This is a genomic window from Sutcliffiella horikoshii, from assembly GCF_008180725.1.
Classification (GTDB): Bacteria; Bacillota; Bacilli; order Bacillales; family Bacillaceae_I; genus Sutcliffiella_A; species Sutcliffiella_A horikoshii_B.
The window spans coordinates 580,686-597,356 of sequence record NZ_VTEV01000001.1 but is presented as its reverse complement, the minus strand read 5'-3'; the positions used below and the strand labels follow the sequence as shown (position 1 = coordinate 597,356).

Below are 16,671 nucleotides of genomic sequence, written 5' to 3'. Positions count from 1 at the left end.
TGTCTAATGAGTATATGACAGCAAAAGAGCTTTTAGGAGCGTGAGATTTTGGAGAAGAAATGGTTGGTGGAGAAAGCAAAAAAGGGAGATGAAGAGGCGTTTTTCACCCTGATCTCAACACATAAGGAACAACTCTATCGAATTGCCTATTCCTACTTGAAAAATGAAGCGGATTCTCTTGAGGCCATTCAAGAGGTGACATATCGAGCGTTTAAAGGAATAAGAAAACTAAAAGAGGCAGACTATTTTTCGACCTGGCTTGTAAGAATTATGATCAATTACTGCAGGGATGAATGGAAGAAGAAAAAACGGGAGCCTAACATGCAAATGAAGAAGGAAGAGCCGTATACAGAAGATAATGATCTTCAGCTAGAAGTTCAAGAGGCTATTTCTTTGTTAGGTGATCCATATCAGACAGTCATTCAACTCCGTTACATGGAGGACTTTATGATTAAAGACATCGCAAAAGTGATGGATTCTCCAGAGAATACCGTGAAAACATGGTTAAGAAAAGGCTTGGAAAAATTACGTCAGTATTGGGATGAGAAGGGAGGAAGCAAGCATGTTTGAAAAAGAAGAAAAGAAGCTGCATGAGTTAAAAAAGGAGTACATTAATGTAGAAATCCCAAATGATATTGATGATTACATTAGAAGCGGCATCAGAAAAGGTAAAAAGACTACACAACCTCCTTTCTGGAAAGCCGGCATGGTTGCTGCAAGTATCCTCCTAATCATTTTCCTTACCACCATTAGGGTATCCCCTGCATTTGCAAACTACGTAAGCACGATTCCAGGAATGGAGAGGATAGTGGAGCTGATTCGTCATAATAAAGGAATTATGTCCGCAGTGGAAAACGACTATCTTCAAGAAGTGGGAATCACAAGAGATGAAGACGGGGTATCATTGACGATAGATGCCATCATAGTGGATGAAACACAGATGTTGGTGTTTTATACCATTGAAACTGATAACAATTATTCCACCATCAATCTTAGTAATATTAAATTAAAGTCACAGTCAGGTGAAGAACTCGGTAAATATGGAATGTCTTATGGAAGCCATAGCGAAGTGAGGAAAGGTGAAAAGATTTCAGGTGAATTGAAAGTCACTTATCCAGATGGAATGATTGTTCCTGATAAATTCATTTTGGAAACGGGTATCAATATTAATGAATTAGAAGTTATAAAAGCTCTGAACTACCCGATAGAAGTGGATATGAACAAATTTTCTGCTATTACTAAAGAATTTGCAATCGACAAGTCCGTAGAAGCAGGCGGACAGTCTATCTACTTTGAAAAGATGGAAATCCATCCAACTCGAATTGCATTATTCTTAGAGTATGATGAGTCTAACACACACGAAATATTCCGTTTTGATGACATAGCCCTTGAAGATGAGAAAGGGAATAGATGGATTTCAGAGGGTGGCTCTTCAATGGATGATAACAAAATAGTTATGTATTTTGAGAGTAATTACTTTTCTGAACCTAAGCAACTTGATCTGGTCTTCTCTTCATTTGCAGCTCTCCCTAAGGATGAATTAGAAGTTATGGTTGATCTAGAAAAAGAGAGTATTATTAAAGCGCCAAGTGATAAAAGGTTAAAAAAGGTATGGTTAGAAGATGGAGAAAAAGACGTGAAAGGGATATATTTTCAGGTTGAGGTCGATCCAAAAGATCATAATTACTTCTTTAGTCTGTTCGATAGCAACATAATCGACGCGAGTGGAACTGTTCATGAATATACTACGAGAACCTATTCAAGTATGGATGGAACAAATTTGTATGAACAAGGATTGATAGTCGATACAGATAAGATGGTAAGCCCTATTACATTGAACATTGCAGAATACCCAGCAAGAATTACAGAAGAAGTCAAATTGAAAATAAAGTGACACCATTAGAGGGACACATCTTGGAGCGTGATGTGTCCCTTTTTTTGTGGTTATCATACAGTTTGTACAGATTCCGTACACTTTTCATTGTGAAAACTACCAACATTACTGGCATGCTTTTTGCATTAAGCATTAATAGTACATAAAAAGGAGGTAGTTTACTATGAACATTCAAAACTGTGTAGCCCTTGTTACAGGGGGAGCATCGGGACTTGGAGAGGCAACCATTAGAAATATAGTTTCAAAAGGGGGGAAGGCTATAGTTGCAGACCTATCTGAAGAAAGAGGTGGAATGCTAAAAGAAGAGCTCGGGGATTCCATTTTATTTGTAAAAACGGATGTTACAAAGGAAGAAGATGTTCGCGTGGCCCTAGATAATGGCATTGTAACTTTCGGTTACATAAATACGGTGGTGAATTGTGCTGGAATAGGAGTGGCACAAAAAGTATTGAACCGAAAAGGACCTCATTCGCTTGACGACTTTTCCAAAGTCATCTCTATTAACCTTATAGGTTCATTTAATGTAATTAGGCTAGCAGCTGATCGTATGAAAGAAAATGAACCGAACGCGGAAGGAGAACGGGGAGTCATCGTGAATACTGCTTCTGTAGCAGCATTTGATGGACAAATCGGCCAGGCAGCTTATTCCGCTTCCAAGGGTGGGATAGTCGGAATGACCTTGCCGATTGCCAGGGAATTCGCGTCATTTGGAGTCCGAGTTATGACCATTGCTCCCGGGCTTTTTCACACCCCAATGTTTGATTCCTTACCAGCAGAAGCAAGGGATTCCCTAGGGAAGATGGTGCCATTTCCATCTCGACTGGGATACCCGGAAGAATATGCACAACTGGTCCAAAGTATTATGGAAAACCCAATGTTGAATGGTAATACCATTCGACTGGATGGAGCAATTAGGATGCAGCCGAAATAAAAATGTTAATAGTTAGAGATTAGAACGGATTTCATTGATGAGATCCGTTTTTTTCGTTTTAATTTACCTTTTAGAAATTCAAAGGTAACCAGTCGGTAAAACGGATACATAGTTAAGTAGTACACAGTATTTAATACGATAACCAACCTAGAGCAAACGACATTGAATTTAAATGGGACATGTTTGATACTTATTTAGATTATACGGGAGATTTTGAGACTTATATACGAGATGGTATTACATATTATTACGCAGAAGATAAATTCGAATTAATGCATTCTCTTAAATTTACTGACTCCAAAAGCATGTGACTGAATGGTAGGGGGGGGATGATATATACCGGACAATCTTAAATTATGTAGCTTAATGAACGTGATTCCAACTACATGTTGGTGTAAAAAGATAGCAAAAATGATTCAAAAGACCCAACTACCTGTTTTGTGTCATAAATTAAACGTATTTTTGTTAAAAAATGTACAGTAATAAACAATTAATCCTTCTAATGAACTACTAAATACTTAAAGGATTAATTCCTAGTTAGTACCTAACTAACAGACAGGATTCGACAATCATTTTAGTCAAATTGACTACTGTTAAATCACGTGGTAATTATTATATAGCTATAAAAAAGACTGGAAAAATCTTATATGAATTTTGTTTAAATTTTTCTTGAAAGGGATTATTTGTATAACCTATAGGGAATAAGTCTTTTAGAAAATACATATTATGCCACGTTGATGGCACTGCCTAGGGGGAAAGGCTATGAAGAAATCAATGCTTCTAGGATTGTTAAGTTCAGTACTTTTTTTAGGGGGTTGTGGGATGAATACAGAAATCGATGGAAATGGCTCTGATAAGAATGGTGCAAGTGACACTTTAGCTTTAAGTGATGATTTTACTAAAAGTTTTTTGAATAATGATACTGAAACAGAAGATGGATATTACCTTTATGAATCTGCAACTAAGGGCTACACGATGCTTTTTCCTGTAAACGGTAAAATAGAAGGGGAAAGTTACGAAAGGAATAAAAATGGATTTGAGTCCGTAAGTTTTCTTGAAAAAGAAGAGGAGAATATTTCCTCTTTTTATAAAGTCATTTATGAAAATAGAGAGAGAACTAACAATATAGAATTAAACAAAGAATTATTGTCATCATATGTTAGCTATGATGGAGAATATGAAGAGTACAGCAAAAATGATAAAACATATTATTATGGGGAATCAATATACGATTTTGATGATGGTAATAAAAGCTATCAATACTTTGCATATATAAAGGCTAATAATGAAAGTAAGGGTGCAAGTTTCATCGCAAGTATATCATGTAGTGACAAAGAGAAGGCTTGTGAGGCTAATAACGAAGTAGTAAAAAAGAAAGTAACAAAAATTTTGGATTCGATTAATTTTGAATCAAGGTGATTAAAATGAATGATGGAGAAATTTTATTTTCAGAAATCTTAAAAGCTAGAATTGCTCAATTGGAGTACGATCAATTAACTGTTGAGAATATTAGGAGGATTTACATTGAAGAAACAGGTAATGAACCTCAAGGGAAAATCACTTTGTATCATTCGGATGATTATATAGATACTGAAGAATTGGATTCTGGATTTGACGGGACTGTTATTCATTTTTTTGATCCAAAAGTAGGAATCAATCAATCTTATACAATTACCAGAGGTAGCGAACCGCTTGAAGATAATGGATTAGGGGGACCAAATGACTGGCTATATAACCTTTTTGGCATTTTTGTAGGCAAAGTACAGAATCAATATGTAGATGCTAGAGATTTCGATCTTGTTGTTACTAATGAGATAAACAGTTTAGTAGAAAAAGAATTATCAGGTTATAGGGCTAAAGGTTATGATATTTCGTCAATGTATTTAGTGAAAAGAGGAATTGGTCACTCCCTTGGAGGAAATTTGATACAAACCCTACAATTAATGAATGCTTCCTATGTTGATGTTTTTACAATAAATGATGCACCACCAAGTGTATACCAACTAGCATTGATAGATGTCAAATTCAGACAACAAATCAATAATCATTTTAATACAAATGAAATGTCTGAAATTTATAATATTAATCCTGAAAGCCTTAAAAATTTTGGAGAAGAATATTATGGAGAAAAAGGTCAAAACATACATCACTTAACTATTAAAGAGGAATTTTTATATTCCATAATTGGTTTTAGAGGATTCCTTGATTTAGGGACAAGAACGGTAATTAATACCTCCAACCATACAGGTGGAATTGATAAATACATGAATAAAATATCAGATGAAAATTTGCAAAACATCCAACAATTCGTTGCAAAACATGCCCCAGCCTATGAAAAAGCAGGAGTAGATGGCCTTAACAGAAGCATGTTCGGTATCGACCAGGAACTCTTCACTCTCATTGATGACATCAAACAAGATTGGAAGAAAATATTTGAGCCGCCCAAGTGGAAGCGTGGAGGAGTTCCGATGACGATTGGAGTCATCGGATTTGGAAGCTTTACAGTGGATATGCCGTTTGCGTATCCAGTTAAAGAATTTCCAATTGATTTCTTTTCGAATCAACAAGAGTTTATTTCTAGAGCGTTGGAGATTAAAGCTAAGTTGCAAGATTTGACAGAAGTCCTTCCTTCCTTACTTGCCTTGGTGGGGGAAATTAGTGAGGACCTGTTAAAGCTAATCCAGGTACATGTAGAGGAAATGCTCGGTAGCATACAACGTATGATTGAAGCAATTGGCAGTGCTGCTTTAGATATTGGTAAGAACCTTGTAAGAGGCTCCTTTACCCATAACCTGTCTCAACATGAGAATATCTTGACGTTAATTGAGCTTTCGGAAACGATAGAGCTTGAAAGTGGCAATATTCAAAACAGTTATCAAGCAATTATAAACGACACAAATGAGTTTATTGGCGAGTTTGGGGATGCTGCCCATGCACATGGCATGGAGCATGTAGTTAACTCACTAAATCAAGTGGAAGGTCGACGTTACGAAGGATCTGATCTAATCCGTTATAAGAACGCCACAGATGGAAGGACCATTGAGGTCAATCTTTCTTCTGCAGTGAGGATCTATCAGCTCGGTCTGGACAAATGCATGGAAAAAGAAGAAGCACTTACTGCATGGAGGAGACTGTATTACACAGAATACGTTGATGATTTGGAATTCAGGAAACAGCGGGTGATGAATGCCATTCACCAGATGGAAGCAAATCCGAGGAATTATAGTCATCTTCTCCCGGTTTCAGCTAGTGACGTGAAAGTTACCAAGATTAATGTACATGAGTTTATCAGACCGCTAGATCCTATGTTTCAAGATTCTTTTGAGGGAATGTATCATTATCTTAGAGAGGAAATTGAAAAAGCAAAGGCCATGATTAGCAGGGTGAGAAAGTCAATTGAAGACTTATTTGAAGAAGATCAAAGTATTTCAAAATTTTTTGAATTACGGTAAAGGGGGCGGTAGGAATAGGACAGTATAAAACTTCGTATGTTTTTGCACCATATGAAGATTTGCGATTTAAGCATCTTATTTTTAATGCAGAGCTAGGAAAAGTCCGAGAGATCAGTGTTGAGTTGGCACGTATCATCAACACGGAACTAAAACTGAGTAAAGGTAAAGTTATTGACCAATCATTACTGGAATTTAATAAGAATCACCGGCTGTTTACAATTATCACCAATGATCAGTCAAGGCTGATGACCACCCTTTCCAACAAATACCACGAACATGTAGATGAGATGAACAGGCAAGAGTTGACGATCTTCTATGAAGAGGTCAATGAAACCATCAGTTAATTTAGTCGAAATACCTAGAAAAATATCAATTTGTGAAAAAAATACTATTCTTAGAGGTTTTGTTTTTTGAAAATAGGGGTAAAGGTGGGTATAAATTCCTTATTTTACTGAAATTCCTAGATAAAAATTGACCTTTAAGTTGTGTGTTTTTTACAATAAAAGTAACCTATTAAAGAAATGGAGAGATGTTAAATGTCAGGAATCATTCGCGTTACCCCTGCAGAGTTAGTTGGAATGTCCACTCGTTACAGAAGTGAGAGTAGCCAGGTTGGAGATCAAATCAACCGTTTGGACAACATGATCCGCGAGCTTGAAAGTGTATGGGAAGGTGAATCTAGCCGTGCATTCAGCGATCAATACCAATCCTTGAAGCCTTCAATCATTCAAATGCAACAATTACTTGAGGATATCTCCGTTCAGCTTAGCAACACAGCTAGAGCTCTTGAAGATGCTGATACTCAAATTGCAAGCCAGATTCGCGGGTAATTTGTTCTAACACAACTAGCTCCCTTCACATATAGGGCAGCCAAAAAGAAAGAAGGAGCGCCATTCTATAACAGTTGAATGCGTTCCTTCTTTTATGAGGTGAAAAACAATGTATATAGAAATAACAATTGATTTGAAAAACTACCAAAAGGAATCGTTTGACCTTCGTCTATCTAATTACCATTCAGTGAAAAAAGTGGTCGATATCGTGTGGCAGGCCGTCTCTCCCTCATCACCTCCAAGGGAAGGGGAATGGGTAAGAGTTGTAAACAAACACTTGATATTATCAGGTTCAGACAAGCTTGTAGACCATGGCATTACATCTGGTGACCGTTTGGAAATATTATAAAGGAGCAATCTATCATGGCAGATCAAAGTCGAACATATCTGGAAGAAGAAATAGGCGCAACACTTTCTAAAGAAGGTGAAACGATTAAGCTGGTCTTTCAAAAAGAGAAAATCAAATTGGAAGATGCTGCTGAAATTCGGATGCTTCAAGAAATAAATCCATCGGTACATAAGAAAATTAAAGAAACAGAAGACGAGTTAACACTCATCTATCATCCCCCTCCTGCCTTTTCGTCCTTCGCAAAAATGAAAAAGAAGGATGAGAAAAGCAGATGGATTTTTGCCTCTCAATTAATTAAGAGTGTCAGGAATCACTCTCTTTCAAGACTACATCTTCTTATATGTCCCGAAAATATGGTGGTGGATGAAAGTTTAACGCCCTATTTTCTTCACTATGGCGTGATGGAAAGTCTACCACCCTATGAAAAAGAGTCAGAAAAGCTATGGCAGGAAACAAAAGCGGTCATTGCTGCTGCCATTGACGGGAAATACTCCTTCAAAGAATATCTCCAACTTTATCAAACATTGGAACTTTCACCTACAGCCAAATCTATCATGAACGCTAAGGATGAAGAAGAACTATTAACATTTATCCGTAATGGAATAAAAGGGTTGGAAGAGAAGGAAAAACAATTTATCCGACTTCCTGAAAAGCGATGGAAGTTCACCAAATATGCCACCATCGGACTTACTGTTCTTTTGTTACCTTCGCTCGTATTAGTGATATATTCTTTACTTTTCGTTCAACCGAAACAGGCGGCATATGTACAGAGTTCTGAACACTTTTTACAAAGTGAATACAGTCAGGTAGTCGATACATTAAGTGGATATGAAGCACAAGAGATGCCAAGAGTAGTGCAATATAAGTTGGCAACATCCTATATCATTAATGAATCTTTAAATGAAGAGCAGAAAGATGCTCTAAAGAACCAGATAACCTTGCAGTCCGACCCACAGTATTATCAGTATTGGATACATATCGGACGCGGTGAGGCACAAGCGGCGCTAGATATCGCAAGATCATTAGAAGATTCGGAGATTATTCTATATGCTTTATTGAAATATAAAGAACAAATCAGAGCTCAGGACGATCTTACAGGTGAAGAAAAACAAAATCAACTTAAAGAAGTCCAAGATGAGATTGATGAGTATGCAGAGGCAATTGAAGCACTAGAAGAAGAGCAAGATGAAGGGTCAAACTAACTGTAAGGTTGAGATGAGGTGAGTTTATGAGTAATTTCTGGTTATTCTATCAAGTCAACTATCAGAAGCTATCTATAGAGACTGGTACAATTACTGTAGGTTCTGAGGTTGAGGACCAGCTGACTGTCCGTAATTTTCCATTTACGGATGGTTCTTTGCTTGTCTATATCCAACAGGACAAATTCACAGTAAAACAAAAGAGTGGAATGATAGGAAGCGGTACATACACCCAACCGTTTGAATGGAAAGATAAAGGAAAAGAGCTAAAGATGGTTCTTACTCCTCCTAGCCCATCAAATCCACAAACCTATTATTTAGGGAATAGAGAGCACGTAGCTTTTTCGATCCATGAAGGAGAAATGATTTCGTTTACCAGAAACTTTTCAAGAAAATGGATTGTAAATATTTCTGATGAAAATTGTTTCTTGAATGGCCAAAAGATTGATAACGATACAATCCTTGAAGTAGGGGACCTTCTGCTATGTTCTTTTATGGAGATAAGGATGGCAGAAGAGGATATATTGGAAGTTTCAAGCTTTAAAGAGTATGAGACAGACCTCTCTGACATAATGCGACCACAAACAGAAATGCAAAAGAAGTATCCAAGCTATCGTAGAACACCGCGGATGGTCTATGAGCTTCCAGATGATAAGGTTTCTCTGCAATTTCCAACACAGGAATCAGATGATAATAATAAGGGTCTGTGGCTAATTATTATGCCTCCTCTTATCATGCTAATTGTCATGGGGGTGGTTGCTCTTGTTGCACCACGGGGCATATTCATCATCATTTCTATGGTTATGTTTTTGACAACACTTATTACGTCTACGGTCCAATTCTTTAAAGAAAAAGCAAACCGTAAAAGAAGCGAAGAGCGCAGAAGAAGAGTTTATACCCTTTACTTGGAAAATAAGCGTAGAGAGCTACAAGCGTTAGCAGATAAGCAGACTAATGTGCTCACGTTTCACTTTCCTTCCTTTGAACGGATGAAATATCTTACAGGACAAATTTCCGATCGAATATGGGAAAGGTCATTGGAAAGCCATGATTTTTTGCAATTTCGTTTAGGACGAGGCAAAGTACCATCCAGTTACGAAATATCCATCAATTCCGGTGATATGGCAAATAGAGAGATTGATGATCTACTAGAGCAATCTCAGCATTTAGAGAAGGTATATCGGGAAATCGACCATGTTCCGGTGGTAGCGGATTTATCTAGAGGTGCAATCGGACTAATTGGGAAAGAATCCGTTATGAAAAATGAAATTCACCAGATTATCGGTCAGCTATCCTTTTTTCATAGTTACCATGACCTTCGTTTTGTATTTATTTTTAATGAAAAAGAATATGAACAATGGGAATGGGTGAAGTGGCTTCCACATTTTCAGATACCCCAATCCTTTGCAAAGGGTCTAATCTATAATGAACAGACAAGAGATCAGTTGCTTTCTTCCATTTATGAAATGCTCAGAGAAAGAGACCTATTGGAAGACAAAGAGAAGGTAGCTTTTTCACCGCATATCGTTTTTATTATTACAGAACAACAATTAATAGCAGATCATGTCATTCTTGAATATCTCGAGGGAGATCATAAAGACCTCGGCATTTCAGTCATTTTCGCTGCTGATTCAAAGGAAAGTTTGTCTGATAATATTGAAACACTTGTGAGGTATATCAATACCCAAGAAGGTGACATTCTAATCCAAGACAAAAAAGCAGTTTCTATTCCGTTTAGGTTGGATTCTCATAAAAGAGAAGGAAACGAAGGCTTTTCAAGAATGCTTAGAACCCTTGACCACCAGGTGGGTATGACAAACTCCATCCCGAATAGCATTTCTTTCCTAGATATGATGAAAGTAAAAGAAGTGGGGATGCTGCCGATACAAGAAAACTGGCTTACAAGAGAGTCCTCTAAATCTTTGGCAGTTCCAATCGGTCTAAAAGGGAAAGAAGACATTTCTATACTAAACTTACATGAAAAAGCACATGGTCCACATGGCCTTCTAGCAGGTACAACGGGATCTGGTAAAAGTGAATTCTTGCAGACTTATATTCTGTCACTTGCTATTCACTATCACCCACATGAAGTAGCTTTCCTGCTCATTGACTACAAAGGTGGGGGAATGGCTCAGCCGTTTGAAAAAATGCCCCATTTTCTAGGAGTCATCACTAATATTGAAGGAAGCAAGAACTTCAGTGCAAGGGCACTTGCTTCCATAAAAAGTGAACTGAAAAGGCGTCAGCGGTTGTTTGATCAATACAAAGTCAATCATATTAATGCTTACACAGACCTTTATAAGCAAAGTAAAGTAGAAGTACCATTGCCGCATTTATTCATTATTTCCGATGAGTTTGCAGAATTGAAAGCGGAAGAACCAGAGTTCATCCGCGAATTGGTTAGTGCAGCGCGTATAGGAAGAAGCTTAGGTGTTCATCTAATCCTTGCGACTCAAAAACCAGGTGGAGTCATTGATGAACAGATTTGGAGTAATGCCCGCTTTAAAGTGGCGTTAAAAGTGCAAGATGCAGATGACAGCCGGGAAATCTTGAAAAATGGAGATGCCGCATCTATTACCGTTACCGGTAGGGGATATCTTCAAGTGGGGAATAACGAAGTGTATGAACTATTCCAGTCTGCTTGGAGTGGGGCACCTTATCTGGAGGATACTTCTGAATCAGAAGATGAGGTAGCATTTGTTACTGACCTTGGGCTTGTCCCATTGTCCGATGTATCCACATCCAAAAATAAAAAGAAAAGTGCACAAACGGAGATTGGAGCAGTGGTGGAAGAAATCCATTCCGTTCAGCAACATATGGGCATCCAACAACTTAACAGCCCATGGCTCCCTCCTTTAGAAGAAAAACTTTCAAGGAAGAAGTATATGGCAGAGGAGCAAGGTTTGATTTCGCTTGCATTGAAGGATGAGCCTGAGAAACAATCGCAAACGGTTTATGAATATGAACTAGTGGAAGATGGCAATATCGGGATATTCGGTTCCTCCGGTTATGGTAAATCTCATACAATATTGATGCTATTGTTAAGTATGGCAGAAAAGTATACGCCTGAAGAGTTGCACTATTATATTTTTGATTTTGGTAATGGAACCTTGCTGCCAATGCGTCAGCTTCCACATACGGCAGATTTCTTCTTGATGGATGAGGAACGGAAGATCGAGAAGTTCATGCGTATCTTGAAGGATGAAATGGCTAGACGTAAAAACCTTTTCCAACAGCAAGAAGTGAGTTCCATTAACATGTTCAATTCTCTTAGTAAAGAAAAATTACCTATCATTTTCATGACAATTGATAATTTTGATCTTATCAAAGAGGAAATGCAGGATCTTGAGATGCAAATCAATCAGTTTGTCCGGGATGGTCAGTCACTGGGAATCTATATGATATTTACGGCAACAAGGGTCAACTCTATCCGACAATCGTTAATGAACAATTTGAAAACAAAAATTGTTCACTATCTGATGGATAATAGTGAAGCATTCACTATTTTAGGGAGGGTCCCATATAATCCTGAACCAATTCCTGGTAGAGCGATTATAAAAAAAGATGAAGCGTTCTTCTCACAAGTCTTTTTACCAGGAGAAGGGAAAGATGATTTTGAAATACTAGATTCCATTAAAAGAGATGTCGAATCTATTAAAGAAAAGTATAAAGAGTACAAAAAGCCACAAGCCGTTCCAATGCTTCCTTCCGATCTTAATGTCATTAATTTTGCAAAATATACAGAAGGCAAGCTTAGAAAAGGACTCGTTCCTATCGGACTGGATGATGAGCATGTCCAACCTGTATTTATCAATTTTGAAAAATATAAGCATTGCATCTTGGTGGCACAAGCTCAAAAAGGCAAAACAAATGTTATGAAAGTAATATTGAATACGACACTTGATCAGGGCGCTGAATCTATTGGACTCTTTGATTCCTTTGACAGAAGCCTTTCTAATTATACGGAGGAAGACAATGTCACTTATCTAGAAACAAAAGAACAAATAACAAAATGGGTGGGAGAAGTGGAGCAGAAGTTGCTTGCTAGAGAAAGTGATTACCTAAAAAAGGTCCAATTCGGCGACACATCCATGGATTATCCACCGATTTTCCTTGTTATAGACGGGTATGCAAGGTTTATTCAGACACTTGACCCGATGCTGCAAGACAAGTTTGCGAGGCTAATAAAAAACTATAGCCACCTAGGATTTAACATCGTTGCCTCAGGCAGTAACAATGATCTGTCAAAAGGCTACGATACACTTACAATGGAAGTAAAGCAGATCCGTCAAGCACTAGTACTAATGAAAAAGTCAGAGCAGAATATTTTCACTCTGCCATATGAGCGAAACGAAGAAGAAATACATCCTGGATATGGTTATTATGTTATCAACGGGAAAGAAATGAAAATTCAGATTCCGCTTTGCACAACGGAAAGGAAGGTATTTACATGACGGGAAAAACCACCTATATCATAAAAATGGTGTTGGTTATTCTCCTAATCCTAGTGACACCTGCAGTTTTCTTTGGGTCTGTCGGGGAAAACCCAATGGAAGTGAAAAGAACGGCTTCAAGAGTAATTGCAGTAGTAAATGAAGACACAGGAATGGAAAAGGATGATAAAGCTCTTGAGTTTGGAAAGGAAATCTCCTCCATTTTTGAGGAGGATTCCAAATATGAATGGACAGTAATCGGTCGGAGTGCGGCAGTAAATGGCCTGAAGGACTCCAAATATGATGCAGTTGTTTATATACCTTCTAATTTCTCTACCAACATCATGACATATGAAAGTAATCAGCCGCAAAAAGCGAACTTTGAATACACGGTTCAAGATCAATTAAATGTCATTGATCGCGAAAAGGTGCTTCGTGAAATAGAAAAAGCGACTGGTAAGGTCAATAGTAGAATTTCAACGCTTTATTGGACATATGTTTCACAGGATTTAGAAAATGTCAGAGCTCATTTCGATACGATTTTGCAAAAGGAAATAGATTTCCAGAATGCCATGCTAGCATTCTATAAACCTACCTCCTTAAATCTTGCATCTGAAATTGAAAGACAGCGTTCAATGCTCGAAAACCTACAATCAACCGTTGCAACGGTCAGCCAAGAGGCACCGGGAAGAGAAAACACAGTCCAACAGTTCGAAGACAACCTAACTTCGTTTGTAGATTTTGTAGACCAATTTAAAGAATATCAAGATAACCAACAATTGGTGTTACAAGAACTGCAGGATGAGAGCATGGGAAGTATTCAGCTTTTAGCGACTACTCAACCATCCCGGAATGCACAGGTGCAGGATTATTTATCTCAAGAAGGTACAGAGATCAATAGTGGGCTAGAGTCTATCAATAGCAGCATGGACAGTAACAATACCGCGCTTTCCGAGCTTTCTGAACTAAGAAAGTCAGAAGTTGACAGGCAAACAGGGGATATGCAAGCATTCTTTGAACAACAGGAAAAGATTGCTTTGTCACAAAAGAATGCGGACCTAAGTGAGTTGGAAGGAACGATAGAGAATCTTAAAGTTGAACTTGAAAAGGAAGGCAAAAAAGAACCTGGAAAGCCGGAAGAACCTAACCCGGCTGTAACCACATCGTCTAATAGTGAAGGAAATGATGATCAATCCGAAGTAGAGGTTCCAGAAAACAGAAATTTTGAGAATGAAATAAAGGAATTAAATGCGATTGCAACTGATATGAACATTATGAAAAAAGATATTGATAACCTGGAAGAAATAGTTCCGGAAGAAGTAATGTCAGTTCTAAGTCCTTTAGAAAGTTTATCTTCAAGAATATCAGCTGTAGAAGCAAGCCTTAAAGGTGTAGAAGATGAAATTCCATTATTGAAGATAATTGAGCAGCTGGAAGCAGAAAAGCAAGCCTTAGAAGAAGAAATTGTAGGTTATTTGGAACAGATCTCTGAACTGGAAGAAGTTATTGAGTCCTTAAAAGGGGACAAGGAATCCTTATCCAATAACCTTCAAACTGTTATTAATGAGATTGAGAAGCAAGAAGAAGAAATCTTGAATCTGATTCAAACTGGAGAAAGAAAAGCACGGTTAGAAGCTATCTTCAAACAGGAAATCAATAATAATAACACCAAAGATTTTTTAAATTACCATGCTTCCCTTGTTCAATATGAGCAAACATTGAATAGAAACATTGATGAAGATGTTGAATCCCTTCTTGAGGACATCCAAACTATACTGAATGTATCTGACCCGGAACAAGAAGGATGGAACAGTATTACTGCTGCTCTGCCATCTACCATGGAGCAGATGCAGGCCCTTCAAGACAATTTCTCCGTCTTCATGGAAGAATACAGAGCAAATATTGAAGAGCAGCAGACAGCTATCATGAATGACATCTCTTCCCTCGAAGAGAGTGCCAACAAAGTAATGGAGCAGGTTCAATTATTTGCTAATAATGAACCAACTCCAACGAATGGCAATGATGGCAATACAGTAGTTACAAGACAGCAGACTATTAGCCAAGAACTATTAACATTGAATGAAATAGTCACTTCCGTTGGGGAAAGCCAGGCTAACATTGTCTCTTATACAACGCAACTTCAAACAAATGTGGAAAATGTTCAAAATGATGCAGACACATTGAATGCCAAGTGGGCAGCGAATGTGGATGCAACAAGAATGTATAGAGATGATATCTTTAATGTCCTAGGAAATGCTTATGTGGACGGCCAGAAGAATGGGCCTGTTTATGAACATCTTTCCAATCCGTTGCAAATAAGCGGGGATGCTGCGAGCGGCAAAGAGGATAATAGAATTCCTCCAGTTGTTGTACTGGCGATTATATTAATTAGCAGTCTATTAATCGGGTATTTCAGCCACTATTTCAACAGTGCCCCAATGCTTGTGCAAGGTTCTATGTTTATTTTACTAAATATCATTGTTGGCTTGATCATCAGCCTCTATGGTTTAAATATCTATCCATTAGCAGAAGATCGTGCGATACAATGGTCGATTTTCACCATCCTTTTACTTACTGCTGCTTCTGCGGTTGTGCTTGCAGGGTTCAGCATGGGCAAATTAGTCGGATGGATTGCAAGTGTTGGACTGGTTATCTTCTTCATCAGCCCATTCCTTACACTTACAGCTCCAAATATTAATTATGAAGATCCAATGTCACGTGTGTACATGTCCATTCAATATGGCTCTAGCTCACTCTTTATGACAGCGGTAATCACCTTAATTGTCATTCTCTTGTTGCTCCTTGTTTTACCGCAATTGGTGAAATTATTTAAGAGTAGTAACGATAAAAAGAATGAAGATGAAGCGTATGAAGGCTAAGGTTGCATTATTATTACTAACAGTATGTGTACTGTTAGTATTACTGCCGATAAGCGGGACAGTTTCTATGGCTGAATCTGATATTGAATCTCTCGAGCCGAATAGTTATGAAAAAAAGGATTTCAAAGAGAATACCGATTTCCTGCGTGAAAATAATCTTAATGAACGCAGGGAATCTGTACCGGAAGAACAGAAGCTACTGACTTTCGAAAAACGGGAAAATAAAGCGGAAGAGGACTTCGTCGGAACTTTATTTATGACCGGTGAAAAAAAATCTACTACCATCCAAGCTACCTCTCAAGAGTTGAAACTATTCACAAAAGAAGACAATTCAAGGTATCAAACGGCGGTTGCCTCCGAAAGCTCATCTAAGACCAATAGCGTCACCATTCTATTATACGGATTCCTTGCCATAGCCTTGATTCTATTACTAGTAATCATCCTACCAAGAATGGCAAAAGGAAAAGCATAACTTGAACCCCTATCTCCATATGAGATGGGGGTTAATTGTGTTAGTGTGACCAATCTGTATGATAGTAACCTAGCTAAACGTAGTGGAAGGCGCGCAGACTCCTTATGGGAGGAAGGGACAGGGGAGACCCCGGAAGGCGTAGCCTGAGGAGGGTCCCGGCCCGCCCATGGATAGCGAAGCGTCTGGAACGGAGTTCAGCAGATAGTGAAGTTTTCCTGTTAAAAAGATAAAA

Annotated in this window: 12 protein-coding genes; all 12 read left to right on the top strand. The window is 38.0% G+C overall.

Annotated elements, in window-relative coordinates; all coding sequences use genetic code 11:
• Nucleotides 1-48: 48 nt before the first annotated feature.
• The 12 genes from FZC76_RS02960 to essA all read left to right on the top strand — a co-directional run bounded on the left by FZC76_RS02960 (nt 49) and on the right by essA (nt 16,439).
• Nucleotides 49-570, top strand: coding sequence for a sigma-70 family RNA polymerase sigma factor (locus FZC76_RS02960; RefSeq protein WP_148986774.1), 522 nt, complete (start codon nt 49-51; stop codon nt 568-570).
• On the top strand, nt 563-1,894 hold the full coding sequence (locus FZC76_RS02955; RefSeq protein ID WP_187441933.1) for a DUF4179 domain-containing protein: 1,332 nt from the start codon (nt 563-565) through the stop codon (nt 1,892-1,894). Before FZC76_RS02960 ends, FZC76_RS02955 begins: the two co-directional genes overlap by 8 nt.
• Before the next feature lie 163 nt (nt 1,895-2,057).
• A complete protein-coding gene (locus FZC76_RS02950) occupies nt 2,058-2,825 on the top strand; it encodes a 3-hydroxyacyl-CoA dehydrogenase (protein ID WP_148986772.1) in 768 nt (255 codons plus the stop codon).
• Between the two features lie 762 nt (nt 2,826-3,587).
• Nucleotides 3,588-4,244 carry a hypothetical protein gene (locus FZC76_RS02945; RefSeq protein WP_148986771.1) on the top strand — a complete coding sequence of 219 codons (657 nt, stop codon included), beginning with the start codon at nt 3,588-3,590 and terminating at the stop codon, nt 4,242-4,244.
• Between the two features lie 5 nt (nt 4,245-4,249).
• Nucleotides 4,250-6,277 (top strand): DUF6792 domain-containing protein, encoded by a 2,028-nt coding sequence (locus FZC76_RS02940; RefSeq protein WP_148986770.1) that lies wholly within the window; start codon nt 4,250-4,252, stop codon nt 6,275-6,277.
• A gap of 122 nt (nt 6,278-6,399) precedes the next feature.
• Complete coding sequence (locus FZC76_RS02935) at nt 6,400-6,621, top strand: hypothetical protein (RefSeq protein WP_148986769.1); 222 nt, start codon at nt 6,400-6,402, stop codon at nt 6,619-6,621.
• A gap of 192 nt (nt 6,622-6,813) precedes the next feature.
• Complete coding sequence (locus FZC76_RS02930; protein WP_010192515.1) at nt 6,814-7,107, top strand: WXG100 family type VII secretion target; 294 nt, start codon at nt 6,814-6,816, stop codon at nt 7,105-7,107.
• A 109-nt stretch (nt 7,108-7,216) separates the two neighbouring features.
• Nucleotides 7,217-7,456 (top strand): EsaB/YukD family protein, encoded by a 240-nt coding sequence (locus tag FZC76_RS02925; protein WP_148986768.1) that lies wholly within the window; start codon nt 7,217-7,219, stop codon nt 7,454-7,456.
• A gap of 14 nt (nt 7,457-7,470) precedes the next feature.
• Nucleotides 7,471-8,658, top strand: coding sequence for a type VII secretion protein EssB (gene essB, locus FZC76_RS02920; protein ID WP_148986767.1), 1,188 nt, complete (start codon nt 7,471-7,473; stop codon nt 8,656-8,658).
• Between the two features lie 26 nt (nt 8,659-8,684).
• Nucleotides 8,685-13,109 carry a type VII secretion protein EssC gene (essC, locus tag FZC76_RS02915; protein WP_148986766.1) on the top strand — a complete coding sequence of 1,475 codons (4,425 nt, stop codon included), beginning with the start codon at nt 8,685-8,687 and terminating at the stop codon, nt 13,107-13,109.
• Nucleotides 13,106-15,967 (top strand): type VII secretion protein EsaA, encoded by a 2,862-nt coding sequence (esaA, locus tag FZC76_RS02910; protein ID WP_148986765.1) that lies wholly within the window; start codon nt 13,106-13,108, stop codon nt 15,965-15,967. The genes essC and esaA overlap by 4 nt, the downstream gene beginning before the upstream one ends.
• On the top strand, nt 15,957-16,439 hold the full coding sequence (gene essA, locus FZC76_RS02905; RefSeq protein ID WP_187441932.1) for a type VII secretion protein EssA: 483 nt from the start codon (nt 15,957-15,959) through the stop codon (nt 16,437-16,439). The genes esaA and essA overlap by 11 nt, the downstream gene beginning before the upstream one ends.
• The last annotated feature ends 232 nt before the right edge of the window (nt 16,440-16,671 follow it).